Source organism: Brevibacterium sp. LS14 (genome assembly GCF_012027885.1).
Taxonomy (GTDB): Bacteria; Actinomycetota; Actinomycetes; order Actinomycetales; family Brevibacteriaceae; genus Brevibacterium; species Brevibacterium casei.
In genome coordinates, this window is the sequence record NZ_SJXG01000057.1 from 26,560 (window position 1) to 49,226 (window position 22,667).

General features: G+C 68.0%; 19 protein-coding genes. 17 read left to right on the plus strand and 2 right to left on the minus strand.

Going from position 1 to position 22,667, the window contains the following annotated elements; all coding sequences use genetic code 11:
• Window positions 1–5: 5 nt before the first annotated feature.
• Complete coding sequence (locus EZE58_RS13530; protein ID WP_167560727.1) at window positions 6–929, minus strand: amidohydrolase family protein; 924 nt, start codon at window positions 927–929, stop codon at window positions 6–8.
• Window positions 930–1,022: 93 nt separating this feature from the next.
• Here EZE58_RS13530 and EZE58_RS13535 point away from each other — a divergent pair, with 93 nt between their 5' ends.
• The 4 genes from EZE58_RS13535 to EZE58_RS13550 all read left to right on the plus strand — a co-directional run bounded on the left by EZE58_RS13535 (window position 1,023) and on the right by EZE58_RS13550 (window position 3,738).
• On the plus strand, window positions 1,023–1,907 hold the full coding sequence (locus EZE58_RS13535) for a DUF402 domain-containing protein (RefSeq protein WP_009378859.1): 885 nt from the start codon (window positions 1,023–1,025) through the stop codon (window positions 1,905–1,907).
• Between the two features lie 12 nt (window positions 1,908–1,919).
• Entirely contained in the window at window positions 1,920–2,948 is a 1,029-nt protein-coding gene (locus tag EZE58_RS13540) for an NADP-dependent oxidoreductase (RefSeq protein ID WP_009378861.1), read from the plus strand.
• Window positions 2,949–3,104: 156 nt separating this feature from the next.
• The gene (locus tag EZE58_RS13545; RefSeq protein ID WP_040341888.1) at window positions 3,105–3,410 is read left to right on the plus strand and encodes a nucleotidyltransferase domain-containing protein; all 306 of its coding nucleotides are present in this window, start codon (window positions 3,105–3,107) and stop codon (window positions 3,408–3,410) included.
• Window positions 3,400–3,738 carry a HepT-like ribonuclease domain-containing protein gene (locus tag EZE58_RS13550; RefSeq protein WP_009378863.1) on the plus strand — a complete coding sequence of 113 codons (339 nt, stop codon included), beginning with the start codon at window positions 3,400–3,402 and terminating at the stop codon, window positions 3,736–3,738. Before EZE58_RS13545 ends, EZE58_RS13550 begins: the two co-directional genes overlap by 11 nt.
• A 6-nt stretch (window positions 3,739–3,744) precedes the next feature.
• Here the strand turns inward: EZE58_RS13550 and EZE58_RS13555 are convergent, their stop codons facing one another.
• Window positions 3,745–4,740, minus strand: a complete 996-nt coding sequence (locus EZE58_RS13555) for an asparaginase domain-containing protein (protein ID WP_009378864.1) — start codon at window positions 4,738–4,740, stop codon at window positions 3,745–3,747.
• Between the two features lie 70 nt (window positions 4,741–4,810).
• Between EZE58_RS13555 and EZE58_RS13560 the strand changes: the two genes are divergently transcribed.
• From EZE58_RS13560 to poxB, 13 genes are all read left to right on the plus strand, one after another.
• Entirely contained in the window at window positions 4,811–5,248 is a 438-nt protein-coding gene (locus EZE58_RS13560; RefSeq protein WP_009378865.1) for an MmcQ/YjbR family DNA-binding protein, read from the plus strand.
• Window positions 5,249–5,315: 67 nt separating this feature from the next.
• Complete coding sequence (locus tag EZE58_RS13565) at window positions 5,316–6,779, plus strand: DUF3375 domain-containing protein (protein ID WP_009378868.1); 1,464 nt, start codon at window positions 5,316–5,318, stop codon at window positions 6,777–6,779.
• Window positions 6,776–7,516: a DUF4194 domain-containing protein gene (locus EZE58_RS13570; protein WP_009378870.1), complete on the plus strand. Its 741-nt coding sequence runs from the start codon at window positions 6,776–6,778 to the stop codon at window positions 7,514–7,516. Before EZE58_RS13565 ends, EZE58_RS13570 begins: the two co-directional genes overlap by 4 nt.
• Window positions 7,513–10,914 carry an SbcC/MukB-like Walker B domain-containing protein gene (locus EZE58_RS13575; RefSeq protein WP_009378871.1) on the plus strand — a complete coding sequence of 1,134 codons (3,402 nt, stop codon included), beginning with the start codon at window positions 7,513–7,515 and terminating at the stop codon, window positions 10,912–10,914. The genes EZE58_RS13570 and EZE58_RS13575 overlap by 4 nt, the downstream gene beginning before the upstream one ends.
• A gap of 216 nt (window positions 10,915–11,130) precedes the next feature.
• Window positions 11,131–12,717: an ABC transporter substrate-binding protein gene (locus tag EZE58_RS13580; RefSeq protein WP_009378872.1), complete on the plus strand. Its 1,587-nt coding sequence runs from the start codon at window positions 11,131–11,133 to the stop codon at window positions 12,715–12,717.
• A complete protein-coding gene (locus EZE58_RS13585; RefSeq protein WP_009378873.1) occupies window positions 12,707–13,906 on the plus strand; it encodes an ROK family transcriptional regulator in 1,200 nt (399 codons plus the stop codon). The genes EZE58_RS13580 and EZE58_RS13585 overlap by 11 nt, the downstream gene beginning before the upstream one ends.
• Window positions 13,903–14,829 (plus strand): ABC transporter permease, encoded by a 927-nt coding sequence (locus EZE58_RS13590; protein ID WP_197907822.1) that lies wholly within the window; start codon window positions 13,903–13,905, stop codon window positions 14,827–14,829. Before EZE58_RS13585 ends, EZE58_RS13590 begins: the two co-directional genes overlap by 4 nt.
• Entirely contained in the window at window positions 14,826–15,722 is an 897-nt protein-coding gene (locus EZE58_RS13595; protein ID WP_009378875.1) for an ABC transporter permease, read from the plus strand. The genes EZE58_RS13590 and EZE58_RS13595 overlap by 4 nt, the downstream gene beginning before the upstream one ends.
• Window positions 15,719–16,708 carry an ABC transporter ATP-binding protein gene (locus EZE58_RS13600; protein ID WP_009378876.1) on the plus strand — a complete coding sequence of 330 codons (990 nt, stop codon included), beginning with the start codon at window positions 15,719–15,721 and terminating at the stop codon, window positions 16,706–16,708. Before EZE58_RS13595 ends, EZE58_RS13600 begins: the two co-directional genes overlap by 4 nt.
• Complete coding sequence (locus EZE58_RS13605) at window positions 16,705–17,961, plus strand: oligopeptide/dipeptide ABC transporter ATP-binding protein (RefSeq protein WP_223289895.1); 1,257 nt, start codon at window positions 16,705–16,707, stop codon at window positions 17,959–17,961. Before EZE58_RS13600 ends, EZE58_RS13605 begins: the two co-directional genes overlap by 4 nt.
• Window positions 17,958–19,127, plus strand: coding sequence for a Gfo/Idh/MocA family oxidoreductase (locus EZE58_RS13610; protein ID WP_040341890.1), 1,170 nt, complete (start codon window positions 17,958–17,960; stop codon window positions 19,125–19,127). Before EZE58_RS13605 ends, EZE58_RS13610 begins: the two co-directional genes overlap by 4 nt.
• 95 nt (window positions 19,128–19,222) lie before the next feature.
• Window positions 19,223–20,614: an MFS transporter gene (locus EZE58_RS13615; protein ID WP_040341892.1), complete on the plus strand. Its 1,392-nt coding sequence runs from the start codon at window positions 19,223–19,225 to the stop codon at window positions 20,612–20,614.
• A gap of 272 nt (window positions 20,615–20,886) precedes the next feature.
• On the plus strand, window positions 20,887–22,602 hold the full coding sequence (poxB, locus tag EZE58_RS13620) for a ubiquinone-dependent pyruvate dehydrogenase (protein WP_009378881.1): 1,716 nt from the start codon (window positions 20,887–20,889) through the stop codon (window positions 22,600–22,602).
• The last annotated feature ends 65 nt before the right edge of the window (window positions 22,603–22,667 follow it).

Consider the following 22,667-nt stretch of genomic DNA (forward strand, 5'->3'; position numbering starts at 1 on the left):
CAGGCTCACTCTTCAGTTCTCGCGTCGTCGCCAGTGACCACCTCCTCGAGCCCGAGCAGCCTGGCCCCGTTCTCCCAGAGCACCGCGCGCATCCAGTCGTCGCCGAGGTCGAGGCCGGCGAGCCCTGAGAGCTGATCGGCGTACGGGTAGGGGATGTTCGGGAAGTCCGAGCCGAGGACGACCTTGTCCTGGAGCGCCAGGAGTCGCTCACGGAAGGCAGGGGCCACCTCTGCGGGGTGGTTGAAGAACCCGGAGACGTACATCGTCGTATCGAGGTGGACCCCGCTGTGGGCCTCGGCGAGATCGGCGAACGCGTCGTACTCGGGCATGCCCATATGGGCGATGACGAAGTTGAGGGCGGGAAAGCGTTCGAGCACCCGTGCCACCGCCTCGGGGCCGGTGAACTCGCCGGGCAGCGGCTTCGACCCAGCGTGGATGACGATCGGCACCTGGGCCTCCGACAGCGCCGCCCACGCGGGATCGAGGATACGGTCATCAGGAGCGAAGCCGCCGACCTGCACGTGGACCTTGAACAGCCGTGCCCCGGCCTTGAGAGCTGCGGGCACGTACTCGGCGGACTCCGGTTCGGCGTAGAGCGTTCCGCAGTGGACGACGTCCGGGTGGGCTGCGGCGAACTCCCTGTTCCAGTCGTTGAGCCACGCGGCCATACCCGGTCGGTGCGGGTAGGTGAGCGCCGGGATCCGGTGGAGGCCCAGGTCGCGGAGGATCCGCAACCGCGTATCGGTGTCGTGACGGTAGTGGATCGGCCACGGTCGACCGTAATGCGCCTCGGCGTCGTCGAAGTAGGACCAGACCTTGTCGAGGACGTTCTGCGGAAGGAAATGGACATGGATGTCGGCCAGCCCCGGCAGATCGAGCGCCTCGACATACCCCGGGATCTCCGCATCGGTGCGGGGAGGAGCGATCATGGTCCCACCCTACGTCGCGGTACGGACACAGCCGGGCAGCGACGCGGATCCGTCCCACAGGCTGCGTCCAAACACCCGCCCTAGACTGCGGGAATGGAGTACACCGACCCGTTCGCGCTCGCCGTCCCGTCGCAGGCGCGGCCTCTCGGTCAGCCCCCGTTCTGGACGCCGGGTCAGGCCGTGACCTGGACGTACAGGCGCTTCGACTTCGATCGCGACCATATCGAGGTGCTCCGGCCGATGCGGGTCATCGAGGACGGACCCGACGGCGCGGCTCTGTGGATGCCCGGGGGCACCGAGGTCACCGACACCCGGATCGTCGGATGGGAGGGCTTCAACGCCCACGACGTCCCCCTCGACGTCCGCTTCCGCCCGCCCGCCGAGGCACCCCGCCGGACCATGGTGCCCACCCGCTGGCAGGGGCACGGGGTCCTCAAGCTCGCCCCGCCGAACGTCCCGTTCTCCGTGTGGGTGCTCGTCAAACCCGCCGAGGCGGCCGACCCGACCTCGGGTCCCGTCCGGATCGAGTGGTACATCAATCTCGAGAACATCCACCTGCGCACCGCCGAGGCGGTGTTCACGAGCGATCTCATCCTCGACATCACCTTCCCCGTCGCCGAGGAGCCGCTGCACCTGCCCGGTGGCCGTCTCAATGCGCGCGGAGCCGTCTTCAAGGACGTCCACGAGATCGCCGCGGCAGCGCAGTACGGCTACTGGCCGCCCGAATGGTCGGACATCGTCCGCGGCAACGGCAGCCTCGTCCTCGACCGGCTCGAGGACCACCGATGGGCGTTCGATCCCCGGTGGGCCGGCGTCGCCCGCGACCTCGCCGGGTTCGAACCGGGGGAGAAGCCGCGGTCCGGAACGGGGGAGAAGCCGCGGCTCGGCCCGACCACCTCGGCGGACACAATTTCTCCAGGTCAGCGGGAACATCGACGCATACCCGCGGGTTGTTACGTAAGACCGGACCACCGCTGAGAGGACATCGCTATGGCCACGAATCACCGTATCCGCCTCAACTCGCGTCCCGTGGGGATGCCGACGGCTGAGAACTTCCTCCACGACGAGGTCCCCGTCGAATCCCCGGGTGAGGGGCAGGTTCTCCTGCGCACTCTCTACCTTTCCCTCGATCCGTACATGCGGGGGAGGATGTCGGACGCGAAGTCCTACGCGCGGCCGACGGAGATCGGCGAGGTGATGGTCGGAGCGACGGTGTCCGAGGTCGTCGAGTCGCGATCTCCGGAGTTCTCTCCCGGTGACATCGTCCTCGGCTACGGCGGTTGGCAGGAGTACTCCATCGAGGACGCCTCGCAGCTGCGCCGCATCGACCCGGAGATCGCGCCCGTGAGCACGGCGCTCGGTGTGCTCGGGATGCCGGGGTTCACCGCGTACGCAGGGCTGCTCGAGATCGGCATGCCCAAGCCGGGTGAGACCGTCGTCGTCGCCGCGGCGACCGGTCCGGTCGGCTCGGTCGTCGGGCAGATCGCGAAGATCGTCGGGGCGCGGGCCGTCGGCATCGCCGGTGGGCCGGACAAGGTCGCCCACCTCAAGGAGCTCGGGTTCGACGTCGCCCTCGACCACCGCTCCCCGAACTTCAGGCAGGAGCTCGCCGAGGCGGTTCCCGAAGGCATCGACGTCTACTTCGAGAACGTCGGCGGTAAGGTCTTCGAAGCGGTCCTGCCGCTGCTCAACACGTTCGCCCGTGTGCCCGTGTGTGGTCTCGTCTCGAGCTACAACCTCACCGAACTGCCGCCCGGACCCGACCGCACGGGACTGCTCATGTCGACGATCCTGCGGCAGTCGCTCACGGTGCGCGGCTTCATCCAGAGCGAGTTCGTCGACCGCCTGGGCGAGCAGTTCCTGTCCGACATGCGCTCGTGGATCCAGGAAGGAAAGATTCGCTACCGCGAGGACATCCGCACAGGTCTCGATCGTGCACCGGAGTACTTCAACGAACTCCTCACCGGCGGGAACTTCGGGAAGATGGTCGTCGCCGTCGGCGAGCAGAGCCAGCGTTAGTCACGGGGTCCGGGACGGCTATGGAGCCGTCCCGGACACGGGGCGGGTTGTCTGCTGCGATCTCGACGAACGGCGTGGACATTGTGTTGGGAGCCCGGATTCGGCCGGAGATATCGAGGTGTGTACTCGTTCGGCCGCGAATGGGAGACTGAGACTATGGAACCGGCAATCAGATTCGACGAAGCCGCGATTGCGCGGATCTGCGCAGCTCGCGGAGTCGAGCGATTGCGCGTCTTCGGCTCCGCAGTCTCCGACCGGTTCGATCCAGAGTCGAGCGACCTCGACTTCATCGTGGATTTCGTTCCTGGGCGTGACAGCATGTTCGATGATTATTTCGGTCTGCTCGAAGATCTCTCAGCTCTCTTCGACCGGGAGGTGGAGCTGGTGGTCGGCCGAGCACTGAAGAATCCCTACTTCCGCGAATCAGCCCTGAGCGGCGCGCAGGAACTCTATGCGGCGTGAAACCTCTGCCTGGCTGTGGGATGCCCGCGAAGCGATCGATGCCATCGGCAGTTTTGTCGATGGCGTCGATGAAAGCGAGTTCACGCACAGTCTGCTCATCCGGTCTGCGGTCGAGCGGCAGCTCGAAGTGCTGGGTGAGGCGCTCAATCGGGTGCGCAGTGCAGATCCCGAAACGGCTGCATTGATCGCAGACATCCACCGGATCATCGCTATGAGAAACGTCATCGCTCATCAGTACGGTGAGATCGACTATGCGATCGTTTGGTCAGCCGTCAACGATCGCGTTCCGCAGCTCAGGTCGACGATTGCGGCTCTGCTCTCCGACTGAACCGTCTCACCGGAAGCGGGCGAACACCTCGGCGGGGTCGAGGCCGTAACTCAGCGCGAGGGTCAGCGCGATCCGCGCCTTCCTCGCATCGAGGATCCCGGCCGGGATGAGCCCGCCCTCGAGCAGGCCGATCTCCCCGCCGACGTAACCGTACGTGCGGGTCAGGCTCGCTCCCGACCCAGGTCGGGAGGCGAGGATGACCGGCATCTGCTCGCCGAGGCGGAGGACCGCGGGCACAAGATCCTCGGGGACGTGTCCGCCGCCGACTCCGGCGAGGACGAGGCCGGCGAAGCCTGCCTCACCGAGGCGGTCGAACGTCTCCGCCGGTTCCCCCAGTCCCACCTCGGCGAGGGCGACCGCCGCGAACGCGTCGGGTCGGGGGAGTCCTGCGAACGGCGAGGCCGCCGTGCGAGGGTGCGGCGCGTGGGGGAGACGGACGACGTCCTCACTGATCCACCCGATGGCGCCGAGCACCGGACCCGAGGAGAAGGCCGCCGTCGAGGACACGTGCGCCTTGCGGACATGATGCGGATCGTGGATCTCGTCGTTGAAGACGAGGGTGGCCGGCAGGTGCCGAGCCGACGGCGAGAGCGCGGTGAGCGCGGCGGCGCGGACGTTGGCGGGGCCGTCGGCGCCGGGCAGCGTCGGATTGCGCATCGCTCCGGTCACGGCGATCGGCGTGCCCGAGTCATTGAGCAGTGAGAGCGCGAAGGCCGACTCCTCGAGGGTGTCCGTGCCCTGGGTGAGCACGATGCCGTCCGCGTCGGTCCGCCGCGCGAGGTCGACGACATCGTGGAGCATGTCGAGGGTGACGTTCGCACTCGAGACCTGGGCGACCTGGGTGAAGTCGGCCTGGAGGTCAGGCCAGATCCGGTCGAGACCAGCGGCTGCGGCGATCTCGGCTCCGCTGAGCGCCGGAGCGACCCCACCGCTGCCGTCGGCGGTCGAGGCGATGGTTCCGCCGAGCGCGGCGACGAGCAGATGGAGTGGCGTATCAGGCATGACCCCGAGTCTAGCGAGGTGACGGAGGAGATCGGGATGCTGTGTCAGTCCCCGCTGTTAGCATCCACACATGGATCCGGACACCGTGCTCAGGCTCGCCCACGAGCAGGCGATGCAGTACCCGTCCGTCGTCGTCGACCACCCGTTCGGACCCGAGTACGCCGTATACAAGGTGCGGGGGAAGATGTTCATGATGCAGTACGAGCTGCGGGGCGTGCCGAGCATCAATCTCAAGATCGACCCTCTCGACGGTGAGGTCCTCCGTGACGCCTATGCGGAGATCGCACCCGGATACCACATGAGCAAGAAGCATTGGATCACCGTCGCCGGACGAGGCGATCCCGGCGAACAGGGCGAGACCAGCGAACAGGGCGAGACGGAGTCGAACTTCGACGCCGACCTTCTCCACGACCTCGTCCTCGAGTCCTATTGCCTGGTGGTGGCGAAGCTGCCGGTCAGGGACCGCCCGGTCGATCCGATGACCTTCGGAGGGCGAAACCAGGACTGAGATGTGGGACCTGTGATCTGGGACCCCGGATTGGCGTGCATTCGCGGCGGCCCGGACAATGGAGGTCATGTCTGCCCTGAGTTCCGCACTCGCCTACAAGCGACTGCTCGAGTCCGATGAGACTCTGCGCATGCTCCGGGCCGACCACCTTCCCGTGATGGCAGTGACCCTCGATGCCCACCTCGGCCGGCCGGGCACGCGTATGATCACCGAGGACCTCCATGAGAGCATCGACTCCGACCTCGAGGATCTGCGCGACCACTTCCCGCTCGGCACCCGCACCGCGAAGGCCTACTGCGACGACTGGCGGCGCGCGGGCATCCTCGTGCGGCGGCCGGCCACCTCGGCGCGCGGGGAGACCTACGAGCTCTCCGCCGCGGGCTTCGATGCGATCCGGATGCTCGAACAGCTGCGCACCCCACCGCAGACGGCGACCGAATCCCGGCTGGTCAGCCTCGCCCAGGCGGTGCGGCAGCTCGCGATCGACACCGACCCCGACAGCGCCCGCCGACTCGCCGCGCTCCACGCCGAACGCGACCGCATCGACGCCGAGATCGCCCGCGTCCGCCGCGGCGACCCCCGCTCGATCGTGCTCGACCGGCGCCGCGCCAACGAGCGCGTCGCCGACATCCTCCAGCAGGCCCAGGGCATGCCCGCCGACTTCGCGCGCGTGCGCGCCCGGTTCGAAGAGCTCAACCAGGACCTGCGGCTCTCGATCCTCTCCGCCGAGGACTCCCAGTCGAAGGTCCTCGACGAGGTCTTCCGCGGCGTCGACCTCATCGAATCCTCCGACGAAGGTCGGACGTTCGCCGCATTCTCCGCCCTCGTCCGCGACCCCGAGCAGGCAGCGGCCTTCGACGAGGACATCGCAGCGATCCTCGACCGCGACTTCTCCGCAGCCCTCACCCCCGAGACCCGCCGGTCCCTGCGCACCCTGATGCGGCAGATGAAGGACGGCTCCCGCGAGGTCTCCGACATCCTCACCGAATTCGCCCGCGGCCTGCGTCGCTACGTCCACTCCCACGAATTCCAACGCGACCGCGTCATGCGCTCCCTCCTCCAGGACGCGCTCGCCACCGCCGCCCCGGTCGCCGCCGTGCGGCGGCCCTACGACGACGTCGGCGTCGAACTCGAGCTCTCGAGCGTTCCCCTCGGCAGCCTCGGCGAGGTCATCCTCCACGATCCCGCCGAGTTCGACGCCGGAGACGAACTCGCCGAGGCGGGGGAGGCCGACGTCGACTTCGCCGAGCTCATCGCCATCGCCCGCGAGTCCGAGATCGACTTCGCCGAGCTCACCGACAACATCAACCGCGCCATCGCCGGGACCGACTCGGTCACCGTCGCCGAGGTGCTCGAGACCTACCCGGCCACGCAGGGCCTGGCCAGCGTCGTCGGCCTTCTCTCGCTCGCGAGCACCTACGGCACCGTCGATCCCGAGGCCAGGGAGAGGATCACCTGGTCCGGCGTCGACGGCGTCGACCGCCACGCCATCATCCGCCGCCACCGTTTCACCGAAGGCATCCGACTATGACAGACACCCCCGACACCCGCCTCGACGCCGACCGGCAGGCGACCGACAGCCCCGACGGACTGTGGACCGGGGACACGGGAACGCTCGGTGAGAACACCCGCCGAGTCCTCCTCGAACTCCTCAAGGGCCCCTACGTCTCGGGCACGCAGAGCCCGCAGCTGTGGTCCGCCCTCGTCACCGACGAGGCCCTCGTCCGTTCCCGCCTCCACGAGCTCTTCCTCGACCTTGTCATCGACAAGGTCGACGAGTTCGCCTTCACCCGCAAGGTCGTCACCGACGAACTCGACGTCCCGGCCGCCGTGCGCAGCGAACGCCTGACCTTCCTCGACACCGCGATGCTCCTCGTCCTGCGCCAGCTCCTCCTCGCCGCCCCCGGAGAACGCCGGGTCATCGTCGACCGCGACGAGGTCTACGAGCGCCTCGCGATCTACCGCACCGGCGACGAGTCGACCTTCCAGCGCAACCTCAACGGCGCGTGGGGACGGATGAGCAACCGCCTGCGCGTCCTCCACAAGGTCGGCGACGACCGCTTCGAGATCTCGCCGATGGTGAGGTTCCTCATCGACGAGGACCGCGTCCGCGAGCTCATCGACGTCTACGAACGCATCGCCGGCACCGGGGAGGCCGGCACCGCCGACACAGATACCGATGACCCCGCCGAGGCGGTCGCTGACACCCGGAACGCAGGCACCGGCGACCCCGCCACGAATGTCGCCCACGGAAAGGTCGACGCATGACCGAGGCCCTCTTCCCGCTCGACGCCGCCCTCATCGCCGACCAGGCCCGCGCCCGCGGGGCGCACCGGCCCGACGTCGGCAGCCAGTGGCGGCTCTCGGAGATCCAGATCGCGAACTGGGGCACCTTCGACTCCGACATCCACCGGATCCCCGTCTCCCACCGCGGCCATCTCATCACTGGACCCTCCGGCTCCGGGAAGTCCTCCCTCCTCGACGGCATCGCCGCCGTCCTCACCCCCGACAAGTGGCTGCGCTTCAACGTCGCCGCCCAGACCGCCGGCAGCCGCGTCGACCAGCGCAGCCTCGTCAGCTACGTCCGCGGGGCCTGGACGCGGACCGCGGACTCCGACGAGGACCGAGTGGTGAGCAAGTACCTGCGGCCCCGTGCCACGTGGAGCGGCATCGTGCTGCGCTACGACAACGGCTCCGACCGTCCGCTCACCCTGGCCCGGCTCTTCTTCCTCAAGGGATCGAGCACGACCGCGGCCGACCTCGCCGACGTGTGCCTGCTCGAACGCGCCGGCCTCGACCTCGCCGACCTCCAGCAGTACGCGCGCACCGGACTCGAGACCCGCAGACTCAAGGCCGATCACCCCGAGGCGGTCATCACCTCGAACGGCATGCACGCGAAGTTCTACGCCCGGATGCGCAAGGTCTTCGGCATGGCCAGCGATGCCGCCCTCCAGCTGCTCCACAAGACGCAGTCGGCGAAGAGCCTCGACAGCCTCGACCGACTCTTCCGCGACCACATGCTCGAGGTCCCCAACACCTTCGCCCTCGCCGACACGGCGGTGAGCGAATTCGGTGACCTCAAGGACGCCCACGACCACGTCGTCGAACTCCGTCGCCAACGCGACCACCTCCTCCAGCTGCGCGACGCCGCGACACGCTACGACTCGGCCCACGAGGCCGAAGCCCAGGCCGTCGCCCTCAACGACGCCCTCCTGCCGTTCCAGAAGCGCCGCGAGCTCGACGTCCTGCGCACCGAGCTGAGCGCCCGCAGCCGCGACCTCGTCGAACTCGAGGTTGCCGCCGATCGCGCCAAACGCGACTACGACACCGCCGTCGACGACTACGACCTCGCCCGCCGGGCCACCCTCGAACTCGGCGGCGCCGAAGCCGAGCACCTCCAGCAGCGCATCGCCACCGCCGAGACCGAACGGCGCGCCGTCGCCGACCGCTGGGCCGGCCTCGAACGCCGACTCGAACAGGCGGGCATCGACCACGCACCCACCTCGGCGGCCGAGTTCGCCGCACTCCAGGAGCAGATCGCCGCCGCCCTCGACGACGACTCCGAGAGCGGACCCAGCCACGCCGATCACGACCGCTTCTCGACGGCACGCCGTCGGGTCAGGGACCTCGAGGCCGAGATCGACTCGCTGCGGAAGTCCGGGTCGACCGTGCCCGGCAGCCTCCTCGAGATCCGCCGCGAACTCGCCGAGGGCACCGGCCTGAGCGAGAAGGCGCTGCCGTTCGCCGCCGAGCTCATCGAAGTCGACCCCGCCCACGCGCAGTGGACGGGAGCGATCGAACGCGTGCTCCGACCCTTCGCGCTCACCGTCCTCGTCCGGCAGGAGAACCTCGGCGCCGTCCGCTCCTGGGTCGACGCCCACCGGGTCAGGGGACGTCTCGTCTTCGAGGAGATCCCGGCCAAGGCTCCCAAGCCGCGACCCGCGAGCAGCGAGAAGTCCCTGGTCAACAAGATCGACGTCGCCGAATCGGGATTCGGCGAATGGGTCCGCTCGGCCCTGTCCGAACGCTTCGACGTCGCCTGCGTCGACCGTCCGGACGACCTCGACGACTACGCCCGCGCCGTCACCCTGGCCGGTCAGATCAAGTCCTCACGCACCCGATACGAGAAGGACGACCGGCGCCGCATCGACGACCGCAGCAACTGGGTGCTCGGCAACCGGGACGCCAAGCTCGACGCGCTCATCGACTCCCTCCGCGACGCGCAGACGGAGCTGGCTGCAGCCGAGGAGATCGTCCGCGCCGCGACCGCGGAGACCGCCCTGGCCAACCGCCGCAAGGGCATCCTCGCCGGCATCCGCGAACAGTCGTGGCGTGACATCGACACTGCCGGCGCCGAGGCGGCGATCACGGCGCTCGAGAAGCAGCTGAGCGACCTCGAGGCCGCCGACGGCGACCTCCAGCAGGCGATCGGCGCCGAACGTCGGGCCCGTGCGGCCAAAGAGTCCGCCGAGGCGCAGACCCGTGACGCCGACTATGCGCTGCGGCGGGCGAACGAGCAGATCAGCGACCTGCGTGCCGACATCGACCGCCTCACCGAGGACATCGACGCCGGCCGCATCCTCGAGGTCGACCCCGCCCTCGCCGACGCCCTCGATGCCCGCTTCGGGAAGGTCGAGGGCAGCATCGGCCGGGAGACCCTCGCCGAGGCGGGCCAGCAGGTGTCCCAGACCCTGCAGGCAGAGAAGGACCGCGCGCAGGCGGCGGCGAGCGAGGCCGGTCAGGCCGTGACCCGGTTGGCCGCGGAGTTCAAGGCGGCCTGGCCGTCGGTGGCCGTCCAGCTCACGGCCGAGGTCGCTGACCGCCACGACTACCTCGTCATGCTCGACGAGATCGAAGCCCACGGTCTGCCCGACCACGAGAACCGGTTTCGCGACCTCCTGCGCGAGCGCTCCCGCGACCTCATCGGGGAGCTCCTCAACGAGATCTACGCCGCCTCGCACGAGATCGAGGACCGGGTCGCCCCGATCAACTCCTCCCTCCTGCGCTCCCGATTCGACGAAGGCCGCTACCTCCGGCTCAAGGTCAAGACCCGCCGCAGCGAGACCGTCAACGCCTTCATCGCCGACCTCCGCCGGATCGTCGGCGGCGGCTGGAACGAAGACGACAGCGAGACTGCGGAAGAGAGGTACGCGACCCTCGCCGAGGTGATGCGCCGCTTCGCCTCGAGCGAGCACGTCGATCGGGTATGGCGGACCCAGTGCCTCGACACCCGACTGCACGTGAGCTTCCTCGCCGAGGAGATCGACGACCACGGCCGCGCGCACGCGACTTACGACTCGGGAGCGGCGATGTCCGGCGGACAGCAGCAGAAGCTCGTCATCTTCTGCCTCGCCGCCGCCCTGCGCTACCAGCTCGCCGACCCCGACGAGGCGATCTCGAAGTACGGCACGATCATCCTCGACGAGGCCTTCGACAAGGCCGATGCCCGGTACACGCGGATGGCGCTCGACGTCTTCCTCGAATTCGGCTTCCACATGGTGCTCGCGACCCCGCAGAAGCTGCTCCAGACGATCGAACCCTACGTCGGTGCTGCGACCTCGATCGAGAACCCGAGCCGGCAGAAGACCCTGGCCTCGACGATGGTGTGGGAGACCGGCGACGGCAGCCACGGTGAAGGTGCGCGAGCCGAGACGCCGGTGACCTGACCGGCCCGCTCACCGTCACCGCCAGCGAACCGATCTTTCCCCGCCGCGCCTGTTGACTTTGTTTTTTCAATAGATAAACTAACTAACCATGCGGCTGTGACAGCCGCCACAGGGGAGTCGGGATACCTGGAATTCCCCGTACTCACCATCACGCTGACCGGAACCGCCCGGTCCGACCTCCGCAGTTCACCGACGAACGGAACGAAGGACACGTCAATGAAGACGAAGCGTCACCTGCTCACCCTTTCCGCCCTGGCCGCCTCGGCGGTCCTCCTCGCCTCCGGCTGCTCCTCGGGCTCCTCATCCTCGACCCCGGAGGGCGATGGAAGCCTGTCGTTCAACACCTCCGAGCCGAAATCGATTCTGCCCCAGAAGGAACCGGGCTCGCAGATCGGCATGGCATTGTGCGCGAACCTCATGGAGATGAATGTCGAGAACCAGGAGTACGAACCGCTCGTCGCCGAGTCCGTCGAATCCAAGGATGCGAAGAACTGGACGATCAAGCTCAAGGACGGGTGGACCTTCCAGGACGGCACCCCGGTGACGTCCGCTTCGTTCGTCGATGCGTGGAACAAGACCGCCTACGGCCCGAACGCCTGGCAGGGCAACGGCTCCTTCACCACCTTCGAGGGCTACTCCGATCTCAATCCCGCCGAGGGAGAACCGAAGACGAAGGAGCTCTCAGGAGTGAGAGCTCCCGACGACAAGACGATCGAAGTCACGCTCAACGCCCCCAACGCCGACTTCCCGATGCTTCTGTCGACCAACCCGCTCTGTCCGCTGCCGCAGGCCGCGTTCGACAACCCTGAAGAGTACGAGAAGAACCCGATCGGCAACGGTCCCTACAAGTTCACGTCATGGGATCACGGGGTCCAGGTCGACCTTGAGAAGTGGAAGGAGTTCCCCGGTGGAGAGGCCTTCTCCGGAGGAGCGGAGTCCCTCGTCGCGAAGATCTACACCGGCATCGACGCCGCCTACACGGACTTCACGGCGGGCAACCTCGACATGATGCGCAACTCCACCCCGCAGATCGTCGAGAAGGCGAAGACCGACGTCGGCGAGGACGCGATCTACGAGGTGCAGACCGGAAGCAAACAGGATTCCCTGCAGTTCCCCGAATACATCGAGGAGCTGAGGAACCCCGACTTCCGCAAGGCCGTGTCTCTGTCGATCGACCGCAAGAAGACCGTCGACGCACTGCTCAAAGGGCAGGGGATGCCCTCGGATTCGCTGCTGTCGCCGAGCCTCGAGGCCTATCAGGAGGGTGCCTGCGAATCGTGCACCTTCGACCCTGCGAAGGCCAAGCAGCTGCTCGAGAAGTCAGGATTCACCGGCACCCTGCAGATCTCCTATGCCAGCGGTGGAAGCGACCAGCTCATCCAGGCGATCGCCCGTCAGATCCAGGACAACCTCGGCATCGAGGTCAAGCTCGACCCGGTTCTGCCCACTGAGCTCTCGGAGAAGCGCAACACCGGCAAGCTCGAAGGTGCCGTCTACGGTCTGTGGGGGTGGACGTACAAGAGCCCCGACCAGTTCCTCAGCCAGTACCAGACCGGCGGTGACGGCAACCAGGCGACCCAGTACAGCAATCCGAAGGTCGATGAGCTCCTCGAACAGGCCAGGGGCGAGCAGGACGAGGCCAAGCGCAACGAGCTGTTCACACAGGCGGAGGCGCTCATCCTCGAGGACATGCCGGCCGTGCCCCTCTTCATCCCCAAGGACTACGGGCTGCGCTCGCAGTGCGCGGCGACGAACGAAGTCCAGGGCGACATCCAGTTCTACCGGGCCGGCTATGCCTGCTGATCACGAGACGAGGGAGCCGCTCATCGGCCTCAAACAGCGCAACACAGGACTCATCCTGCGCCACCTCCTCCACAATCCCGGGCTCTCCCGATCGGAAGTGGCGAAGAGCGTCGGACTCTCCGCTCCAACGGTCACGAATCTCACCGGTGAACTCATCGACCACGGATTCCTCCGAGGACTGGTGTCGAAGTCCGGCAGCATGGGGCGTCCGCGGGTGCCCTTGGCAGTCGATCCGGACCGCCGTGCGGTGCTCGGCATCCATCTCGGCCCGCAGGTCACGGGTCTGACGATCATGGGTCTCGACGGCACGGAGAAGGTCTCCGAACTCGTGCCGCACGGAGACCTTCCCGGTCCTGAAGCGATCGCGAAGGTCGTCACGGCGGCCGAGCGACTCACCGCCGACAGGGAACCGGGTGAACTGCTCGGCACCGGGATCGCGACCGGCGGGCAGGTCGACGTGGGAGAAGGCGTCGTCCTCGACCACCCGAGCGCCGGGTGGCGCGATCTCGATGCGATCTCACCGTTCCGTGCCGCGCTCAGCGGGCCGATCGTCTTCGATCACAATGTCCGCGCCGCCGCCCAGTGGGAGCTGCTCTACGGTGTCGGTCGGGTCACCGACGACTTCCTCCTCCTCGTCGTCGCCTCGGACGTCGGCTGCATCAGCGTGCGGCAGGGAGCCATCCGCCACGGCGCGAGCCGACGGGCCGGAATCATCTCCCACCTCACGGTGCCCGGATCCACCGTGGTCTGCGAGTGCGGTCGCACCGGCTGCTTCGCGGCCGCCGCCAGCGACGATGCCCTCGTCCGGCAGGCACACACGGCAGGACTGACCGACATCTCCTACCTCGACCTCCTCGTCAGGCTCGCGGACACCGGGGATGCCACCGCCTCGGCGCTGCTGAGCGAACGCAACCGCGCCATCAGCTGCACGGCGGCCGCGCTCTTCGACCTCGACGACCCCGGTCGGCTCGTCATCGCCGGTTCCCCCGCCGAGGTGGCCGACCACTTCGAGGAGATCCGCACCGGAGTCGGTCGGGAGTCCGTCCTCGGGGAGGCCGCCTCCGAGCGGGTCGTCGTCTCCAATGGCCACCTCATGAGTCTTACGCACTACGCGGCGAGTTCGATGGTGGCAAAGGTCCTCGAGGATCCGCTCGCCCACGTGAGCGGTGACGCGCGTCTGGGGGCATGATGGTCGCCTACACGATCCGTCGCGTGCTCCAGATGATCCCCGTGGTCATCGGCGCGACCTTCATCATCTACGCTCTCACCTTCGCGATGCCCGGCGACCCGATCGCCGCCGTCACCGGGTCGCGCCCACTGCCCGCGGCGACGGTCCAGCAGATCCGCGAGGCCTACCACCTCAACGACCCGTTCCTCGTCCAGTACGGGCAGTACATGCTCGGTCTGCTGCGCGGCGACCTCGGCATCGATCTCTTCGGTCGTCCCGTCGCCGGTCTCATCGCCGAGCGCCTGCCGGTGACTCTGCAGCTCGGCCTCACAGCGTGGGCGCTCAAGCTCGTGATCGGACTGCTCATCGGGATCTACTCGGGGCTCAAATACAACCGTCCCGCTGACCACTTCGCGCTCTTCTTCACGGTCTTCTTCATCGGCGTTCCCGGCTTCGTCGTCGCCCTCGGCGCGCAGACCCTCTTCGGGGTCAAGCTCAACTGGGTCGACCCAGCGGGCATCGGAGCCGGCTGGCCGATGGCGTTCATCCTCCCGGCCCTCGTCATGGCCGTCGAAGCCTCCGCGGGCCTCGCCCGGCTCACCCGCACCAGCCTCGTCGAGGTCCTGCGCGCCGGCTACATGCGCACGGCCATGGCGAAGGGGCTGAGCCCGCAGCGCCAGATCTGGGGCCACGCCCTGCGCAACACGATGATCCCCGTCTCGACGTATCTCGGTCTCAGCCTCGCCGGAATGCTCGGGGGCACGGTGATCATCGAAGCGATCTTCAACATCCCCGGCATCGGCCAGCTCATGGTCGACGCCATCAACAACAAGGAGGGCACGGTCGTCGTCGGCATCGCGACATTCCTCGTCATCGCCTACCTCGTCTTCAACCTCCTCGTCGACCTCATGTACGGCATCATCGATCCGAGGGTGAGAGTATGACCCAGCAGCTGACCGAGTCCGCCCCGGTCTCGACCCAGACCCCGCCCAAGCGCCACCGCCTCCGTTCCCTGCTCCGACGCCCGCGCCTCATCCTCTCCGCGAGCCTCGTGCTCGTCATGATCGTCATGGCCGCCGTCCCGCAGCTCTTCACCGGCTTCGGACCCGGACCGCTCGAGGGCTGCGACATCCTCAACAGCAACCTGCCGCCGAGCAGCGATCACTGGTTCGGCTACGACCCGCAGGGGTGCGACTACTACACCAACGTCATCTACGGCGCGCGGGCCTCGATCGTCGTCGGCCTCCTCGTCTCGATCGCCTCGTTCGTCATCTCAGCGATCCTCGGCGCGATCGCCGGATTCTATGGCGGCTGGGTCGACGCGATCATCTCCCGCGTCTGCGACATCGCCTTCGGCCTGCCCTTCATCCTCGCCGCGATCGTCATCCTCCAGCTCTTCCCCGAACGATCCATCCTCACCGTCGCCTTCGCCCTCGCTCTCTTCGCGTGGCCCGGCGGAGTGCGGTTCATGCGCTCCTCGGTCCTTGCGATCAGGGACCGTGAGTTCGTCCAGGCCACCCGGGTCCTCGGCGGCAGCGACTCGCGGCTGATCTTCTCCCACATCGTCCCCAACTCGCTCACCCCGCTCCTCGTCCTCCAGACGCTGGGGATCGGCGGGGCCATCGGCGCCGAGGCGGGGCTGACGTTCATCGGCATCGGACTCACCCCGCCGTCGGTGTCGTGGGGCCTTCAGCTCTCCGTCGCCCGCGAGTACGTCTCCACGGTGCCCCATCTCCTCATCTTCCCCGCCGTGTTCCTGTCCGTGACCGTGCTCGCCTTCGTCCTCTTCGGCGAGGCTCTGCGCGACGAGCTCGACCCGAACGGAGCGAACCGATGACCGGCACACCGTCTCCCGACCTCACCGTCACCGACCTCGTCGTCGAGTTCGCGACTCCCCGCGGCACCGTGCGTGCGGTCGACTCCGTCGATTTCCGCGTCCCCTCGGGCAGAGCGCTCGGCATCCTCGGCGAGTCAGGGTCGGGGAAGTCGGTGACCGCCTCGGCGGTCATGGGACTGTTGCCCACTCCACCCGCGCGGATCCGCTCCGGGTCCGTCCGCCTCGGCGAGGAGGAGCTCATCGGGATGCCGGAGCGGCGCCGACGCCGGATCATCGGCTCGTCGCTGAGCATGGTCTTCCAGGATGCGCTCTCCGCGCTCAACCCGGTCCATCCGGTCGGTCGGCAGATCGCGGAGCTCTACCGCGTCCACCGCGGCATGGGCCGGTCGGCGGCGAAGGCCGCGGCGGTTGAGATGATGCGCCGTGTGCGCATCCCCGACCCCGAGGCCAGGGCAAGGGACTTCCCCCACCAGTTCTCCGGCGGGATGCGCCAGCGCATCGTCATCGCCATGGCGCTCGCCCTCGACCCCGACGTCCTCATCGCCGACGAGCCGACGACGGCGCTCGACGTCACCGTCCAGGCGCAGATCCTCGACCTGCTCCGCGAGCAGCAGGAGGCGCGGAGCATGAGCCTCGTCCTCATCACCCACGACATCAACGTCGTGCGCGAGGTCACCGACGATCTCATCGTCATGTACGGTGGGCGGGTCGTCGAATCGGGTCCCACCGCCGAGGTGCTCGCCTCCCCGGCGCATCCGTACACCAGGGGTCTCGCCCGGTCGATGGGCGCCGAGGTGGTCAAGGGGGAGAGGATCCCTGCGATCCCGGGTGCGCCGCCGGACCTGCTCAACCTGCCCGGCGGGTGCGCCTTCGCCCCGCGATGCGAGTTCGCGACGGAGAAGTGCGCACAGCTTCCCCAGCGCCTGCCGACCGGACCTGACAGAACCAGCGCATGCTGGCTGAGCGAGAGGGTGGCTTCCCTGTGACGACGACTTCACTGACCTCCCCTGCGCTGGGCCCGTCGGCGCGCACTCGGGAGGTGCTGGGCGGCTCGGTGGCCGAGCCGGCCGGGTCCACGCCGCTGATCGAGCTGCGCCACGTCTCCCGGACGTACAAGCTCAAACGCCCTCTGCCGATCGGGCGGCACCGGATCGTCAGCGCCCTCGACGATGTCAGCCTGACCATCGGAGACGCGGAGACCCTCGGCGTCATCGGCGAATCCGGCTGCGGCAAGTCGACGCTCGCCCGCATCGTCTCCGGTCTCGAGTCGCCGAGCGAGGGTCAGGTGCTCTTCTCGGGTGAGGACGTCACAGGGCTGTCCAAGTCGGCGTGGAAGGAGATGCGTCGCAACATCCAGCTCATCTTCCAGGACCCCTCGAGCTCGCTCGACCCGCGCAAGAGCGTCGCGAAGATCGTCGGCGAACCCTTCGAGATCCACCGCGACCTGCTGCCGCCGGGGAAGCGACGGGCCAAGGTCGGGGAGCTGCTCGAACTCGTCGGCCTCAACCCCGACCACGCCGACCGGCTGCCGCACCAGTTCTCGGGCGGGCAGCAGCAGCGCATCGGCATCGCTCGGGGGATCGCACTCGAACCCCGCCTGCTCGTCTGCGACGAAGCGGTGTCCGCGCTCGATGTCTCCGTGCGGGCCCAGATCGTCAACCTTCTCGCCGATCTCCAGGAGGAGTTCGGGATGAGCTACCTCTTCATCGCCCACGACCTGCAGATCGTCGAGCACATGTCCGATCGGGTCATCACCATGTACCTCGGCCGGATCGCCGAAAGCGGTCCCACAGAAGAGGTCTACACGCGCACCGCGCACCCCTACACCGGGGCGCTGCTCTCAGCGGCCCCGGAGCTGCGGACGCCCACCGGCATCGAGCGCGAGCACATCGTCCTCAGCGGCGATCCGCCCTCGCCGATCGACCCGCCGACCGGCTGCCGGTTCCGCACCCGGTGCTGGATGGCCGCCGAGATCTGTGCGACATCCGTCCCGGAGCCGGTGACCATCGCTTCTTTGCACGGGGGCGATGCCCGACCCGCAGGGGAACCAGCCGCTGCCCCCACAGACGCGGCGGACAGTGCGCGCCCGCACGCCGCAGACAGCGCCGCCGCTGCGGACAGTGACCGCCCGCACGCCGCGGACGGCGACCGCCCCGCCTCTCACACGGCGATGTGCCACTTCGCCTCCGAGGTGCCCGCAGCGCTCTCCCCGACCACGAAGAAGGACACCCCAGAATGAGCTCCACCATGAAGATCGGCATCGTCGGATTCGGGCTGCGAGCGGGACTGTGGCGCTACGCGCACTCGCCCGCGGACGGACACGAGGTGACGATCATCTGTGACATCAGCGAACGCGGTCGCAGAGACGCCGCAGACCGGATCCCCACGGCTGCGATCACCGACGACCTCGGCGACGTCCTCTCCGCCGGACTCGACGCCGTCCTCGTCCTCACCCCCGATCACGCGCACGCTCCGGTCGCGATCGCCTGCCTCGAGGCGGGGATCCCGACCTTCTGCGAGAAGCCGCTGGCGACGACGATCGAGGACGCCGACGCGATCCTCACCGCCGCCGCGAGGAACCGCGCGCGCCTCTACGTCGGCCACAACATGCGGCACATGCCGGCGATGCGGACGATGAAGGACATCATCGACTCCGGACGGATCGGCGAGGTCAAAGCGGTGTGGTGCCGCCATTTCGTCGGCCACGGCGGCGACTACTACTTCAAGGACTGGCACGCGGACAGGCGGAAGTCGACGGGACTGCTCCTGCAGAAGGGCGCCCACGACATCGACGTCATCCACTGGCTGGCCGGTTCGTACACCCGTGTCACGGCGGCGATGGGCGCGCTCACGGTCTACGGGGACGTCGGCGATCGCGCCGACAACTCCGACAAGCGGATGGGGGACTGGTTCGACCTCGGCACCTGGCCCCCGGAGGAGCAGACAGGGCTCAACGAGACCATCGACGTCGAGGACATCTCGCAGGTGAACATGACCCTGCGCAGCGGGGCGCTGGCGAGCTACGAACAGTGTCACTTCACTCCCGACTACTGGCGCAACTACACGGTCATCGGCACCCGCGGCCGGATCGAGAACTTCGGCGACGGTGACGGCGACGAAATCGGCATCTGGGACCGTCGGCACTACGGCTCGGCACCCCCGGACGAGACGGTCGTCGTCTCCGGCGGCGACGGCGGGCACGGGGGCGCGGACCCGCTCCTCATCGCCGAGTTCCTCCGCTTCGCCCGCGAGGGCGGACCCACGGAGACCTCACCCGTGGCGGCCCGGGAAGCCGTCGCCGTCGGCTGTCAGGCGACCGCTTCCCTGCGAAAGGGCGGATCGGCGCTGCCCGTTCCGCCTCTCGACCCCGAGGTCGCCGACTACTTCGCGCGCGGGCAGGTCTGAGCACCGCCTCGGCGAGGGCCCGTCGAGCCGCGTTTGAATTCCTCTGAACTTCCTGTGAACATGAGGTGTCTTGTTCATGAATAGAAGGGGAATCCGTGGGAGCGCGACTGGGATCTGGTCTGGGGTGGCTGGCGGCGCCGAGCCCGGCACCGCGGCTTTCTGAGAACGAGGTCGCCCGCCGCTATCCTCGCCTCCGGGCGCAGGTGTTCATGGGGATCTTCGTCGGCTATGCGGGCTTCTACCTCATCCGCAACAACGTGCCGCTGGTGGGCAGCCTGCTCATCGACGAGGGCCGGATGAACTCCGTCGGGCTGGGGATCATCGCCAATGCCGCGCTCATCGCCTACGGGTTCTCGAAGTTCTTCTCCGCGATCGTCTCCGACCGCTCCAATGCCCGCCTCTTCCTCCCGATCGGCCTCGCTCTCTCGGCGGTGGCGAACCTCCTCATCGCCTGGGTGCCCTGGCTGTCGTCATCGATCGCGGTGTTCGCGATCGTCATGTTCGTCAACGGCTGGGTGCAGGGCATGGGGTGGCCTCCCAGCGGGCGCGTCCTCGTGCACTGGTTCTCCACGAGCGAGCGCGGCATCAAGACCTCGATCTGGAATGTCGCCCACAACGTCGGCGGATTCTTCGTCGGCGTCCTCGCCGCTCTCGGGCTCCAGCTCACCGGCGACGACTGGCGTTCTGTGTTCTGGCTGCCGGCGCTCGTCGCCCTCGTCGTCGCGCTCTTCGCCTTCCTCATGATCCGCGACACCCCGGAATCGCAGGGCCTGCCGCCGATCGAGGAGTACCGGGACGACCCGGCGAAGGTCGAGGCCGACGCCGAGGAGCGCGAATCCCTGAGCACGTGGCAGACGATCGAGAAGTACGTGCTGCGCAACCGGACGATGGTCCTCCTCGCCCTGGCCAACGTCTGTGTCTACGCGCTGCGCTACGGCATCCTCACCTGGACGCCGGTCTATCTCTCCGAAGTTCGCAATGCCAGCCTCACCGGAGGCATCGCCGGCTTCTCGCTGTTCGAACTCGCGGGCATCGTCGGCACGATCCTCTGCGGGTGGCTCTCCGACAGGGTCTTCCGCGGCAACCGCTCGATCACGGGCATCGTGTTCATGCTCGCAGTCGCCGCCGCGACCGCAGTGTACTGGCTGGCCCCTGCCGATGCACCCCTGTGGATCCCATTGGCGACGGTGACGGTCATCGGCGGCCTCATCTACGGCCCGGTCATGCTCATCGGACTCCAGGCCCTCGACCTCTCCCCGCGGCACGTCGCCGGAACGGCGGCCGGGTTCACCGGACTCTTCGGGTACGTCCTCGGGGCGACGATGGCCTCGAGCGGGGTGGGACTCGTCGTCCATCACTTCGGATGGAACCTCACCTTCGCGCTCCTCATCGCGCTCTGCCTCATCGCGGTCGTGTTCCTCGCGATCATCAACCGGGACGAGAAGCAGTCGATCGCCGAGCGCGAGGCGCACACGATGAGCGCCTGACAGCCTCGGCGGGATAACGCCCCTGACGGCCTCGGCGGAACGGGGGAGTCAGCCCCACCTCGGCGGGCACGCATTCCCACCTCGCCGCGGCGGCCCCTCTCTCACACCTCGAACCCAGCACAGCGGTGGCAATAAACCTTGCCGCTGGCGCGGTGTGACCGACGGAACTCTCCCTGCCGCAGAGCGAGGTCTAGACTGGCACCAGCAGTCCATGCCTCACACCGGGGCGCAGACCAGGGCTCCGGTGGCCGTGTCCCAACCGAAGGAGCACCATGCCCACCGTCGCCAGGAACATCGTCGACACGCTCGTCGCGAGCGGGGTCAAGCGAGTCTATGGGATCCCCGGGGACTCGCTCAACGGATTCACCGACGCCCTGCGGGTCAACCCCGAACTCGAATGGGTCCACGTCCGCCACGAAGAGGGCGCGGCATTCGCTGCCAGCGGTGAAGCGGCGCTGACCGGCGAGCTCGCCGTGTGCGCCGGCAGCTGCGGACCCGGCAACCTCCACCTCATCAACGGCCTCTACGACGCCCAGCGCTCCCGGGTGCCAGTGCTCGCGATCGCCGCGCACATCCCCAGCGAGGAGATCGGGTCGAACTACTTCCAGGAGACCCACCCGACGGAGATCTTCCGGGAGTGCAGCGTCTACGCCGAGCACGTCGCCCACCCCTCGCAGATGCCCCGCCTCCTGCGCATCGCGATGCGCGAGGCGATCGAGAAGCGCGGCGTGGCCGTGCTCGTCATCCCCGGCGACGTCGGTCTCGCCGACATCGACGCCGAGGCGGAGGAGATCTCCTTCTATCCCTCCCGCGTCATCCCGGCTGAGACCCTCATCGAGGACGCCGCGGCAGCGCTGAACGGCAGCAGGAAGGTGACGATCCTCGCCGGTGCCGGCACCGAGGGCGCCCATCCCGAACTCATCGCAATCGCCCACGCCCTTCAGGCTCCGATCGTCCATTCGATGCGGGGCAAGGAGTTCGTCGAGTACGACAACCCCTTCGACGTCGGCATGACCGGCCTGCTCGGGTTCTCCTCGGGCTACCATGCGCTGAAATCGTGCGACACCCTTCTCATGCTCGGCACCGACCTGCCCTATCAGCAGTTCTATCCCGACGAGGCGACCGTCATCCAGGTCGATGTGCGCGGATCCCAGATCGGCAAGCGGACGAAGGTCGACATCGCGCTGACCGGCACCGTCGCCGATACGGTCAACGCCCTGCTCCCGCTCATCCGGACCGGACGCAGCAGCTCGTTCCTCAAGACCGCGACGAAGCACTACGCGAAGACCCGCAAGGAGCTCGATGAGCTCGCGACCCCGTCGAAGCGGACCATCCACCCGCAGTACCTGACGAAGCTCATCGACGAGGCGGCCACCGACGACGCGGTCTTCATCCCCGATGTCGGCTCACCAGTCGTATGGGCGGCGCGGTACCTGACGATGAGCGGCAGGCGCCGCCTCATCGGCTCCTTCAGCCACGGGTCGATGGCCAACGCCCTGTCCCAGAGCGTCGGTGCGCAGGCCGCCTATCCGGGTCGTCAGGTCATCGCGCTCGCCGGTGACGGCGGGCTCGCGATGCTGCTCGGCGAACTCATCACACTCACCCAGAACGACCTGCCCGTCAAGGTCGTCGTCTACAACAACTCCTCGCTCAACTTCGTCGAACTCGAGATGAAGGCCGCCGGGTTCGTCACCTTCGGCACCGACCTCGAGAACCCGAACTTCGCGACGATCGCCGAGGCGGTCGGCATCAAGGGCTACCGCGTCGAGAAGTCGAAGGACCTGCCAGCGGTCGTCACCGAGTTCCTCAACCACGACGGGCCCGCGGTCCTCGACGTCACCACCGAGCGCCAGGAGCTCTCGATGCCGCCGTCGATCACCGTCGAGCAGGCCAAGGGCTTCGCGCTCTACGCGATCCGCACCGTGCTCTCGGGCAAGGGCGACGAGCTCATCGACCTCGCGAGGACCAACGTCCGCCAGCTCTTCTGAGCCGGGGCGAGCGTGGCCTGCGTGCGGAGCGCTCGCGAGCCCGCGAGTCGAGGACGCTCAGTGTC

Excerpts from the sequence above, each read along its gene's own strand:
- EZE58_RS13530 (WP_167560727.1), bottom strand. The coding sequence starts at position 929 with ATGATCGCTCCTCCCCGCACCGATGCGGAGATCCCGGGGTATGTCGAG.
- EZE58_RS13535 (WP_009378859.1), top strand. The coding sequence starts at position 1,023 with ATGGAGTACACCGACCCGTTCGCGCTCGCCGTCCCGTCGCAGGCGCGG.
- EZE58_RS13540 (WP_009378861.1), top strand. The coding sequence starts at position 1,920 with ATGGCCACGAATCACCGTATCCGCCTCAACTCGCGTCCCGTGGGGATG.
- EZE58_RS13545 (WP_040341888.1), top strand. The coding sequence starts at position 3,105 with ATGGAACCGGCAATCAGATTCGACGAAGCCGCGATTGCGCGGATCTGC.
- EZE58_RS13550 (WP_009378863.1), top strand. The coding sequence starts at position 3,400 with ATGCGGCGTGAAACCTCTGCCTGGCTGTGGGATGCCCGCGAAGCGATC.
- EZE58_RS13555 (WP_009378864.1), bottom strand. The coding sequence starts at position 4,740 with ATGCCTGATACGCCACTCCATCTGCTCGTCGCCGCGCTCGGCGGAACC.
- EZE58_RS13560 (WP_009378865.1), top strand. The coding sequence starts at position 4,811 with ATGGATCCGGACACCGTGCTCAGGCTCGCCCACGAGCAGGCGATGCAG.
- EZE58_RS13565 (WP_009378868.1), top strand. The coding sequence starts at position 5,316 with ATGTCTGCCCTGAGTTCCGCACTCGCCTACAAGCGACTGCTCGAGTCC.
- EZE58_RS13570 (WP_009378870.1), top strand. The coding sequence starts at position 6,776 with ATGACAGACACCCCCGACACCCGCCTCGACGCCGACCGGCAGGCGACC.
- EZE58_RS13575 (WP_009378871.1), top strand. The coding sequence starts at position 7,513 with ATGACCGAGGCCCTCTTCCCGCTCGACGCCGCCCTCATCGCCGACCAG.
- EZE58_RS13580 (WP_009378872.1), top strand. The coding sequence starts at position 11,131 with ATGAAGACGAAGCGTCACCTGCTCACCCTTTCCGCCCTGGCCGCCTCG.
- EZE58_RS13585 (WP_009378873.1), top strand. The coding sequence starts at position 12,707 with ATGCCTGCTGATCACGAGACGAGGGAGCCGCTCATCGGCCTCAAACAG.
- EZE58_RS13590 (WP_197907822.1), top strand. The coding sequence starts at position 13,903 with ATGATGGTCGCCTACACGATCCGTCGCGTGCTCCAGATGATCCCCGTG.
- EZE58_RS13595 (WP_009378875.1), top strand. The coding sequence starts at position 14,826 with ATGACCCAGCAGCTGACCGAGTCCGCCCCGGTCTCGACCCAGACCCCG.
- EZE58_RS13600 (WP_009378876.1), top strand. The coding sequence starts at position 15,719 with ATGACCGGCACACCGTCTCCCGACCTCACCGTCACCGACCTCGTCGTC.
- EZE58_RS13610 (WP_040341890.1), top strand. The coding sequence starts at position 17,958 with ATGAGCTCCACCATGAAGATCGGCATCGTCGGATTCGGGCTGCGAGCG.
- poxB (WP_009378881.1), top strand. The coding sequence starts at position 20,887 with ATGCCCACCGTCGCCAGGAACATCGTCGACACGCTCGTCGCGAGCGGG.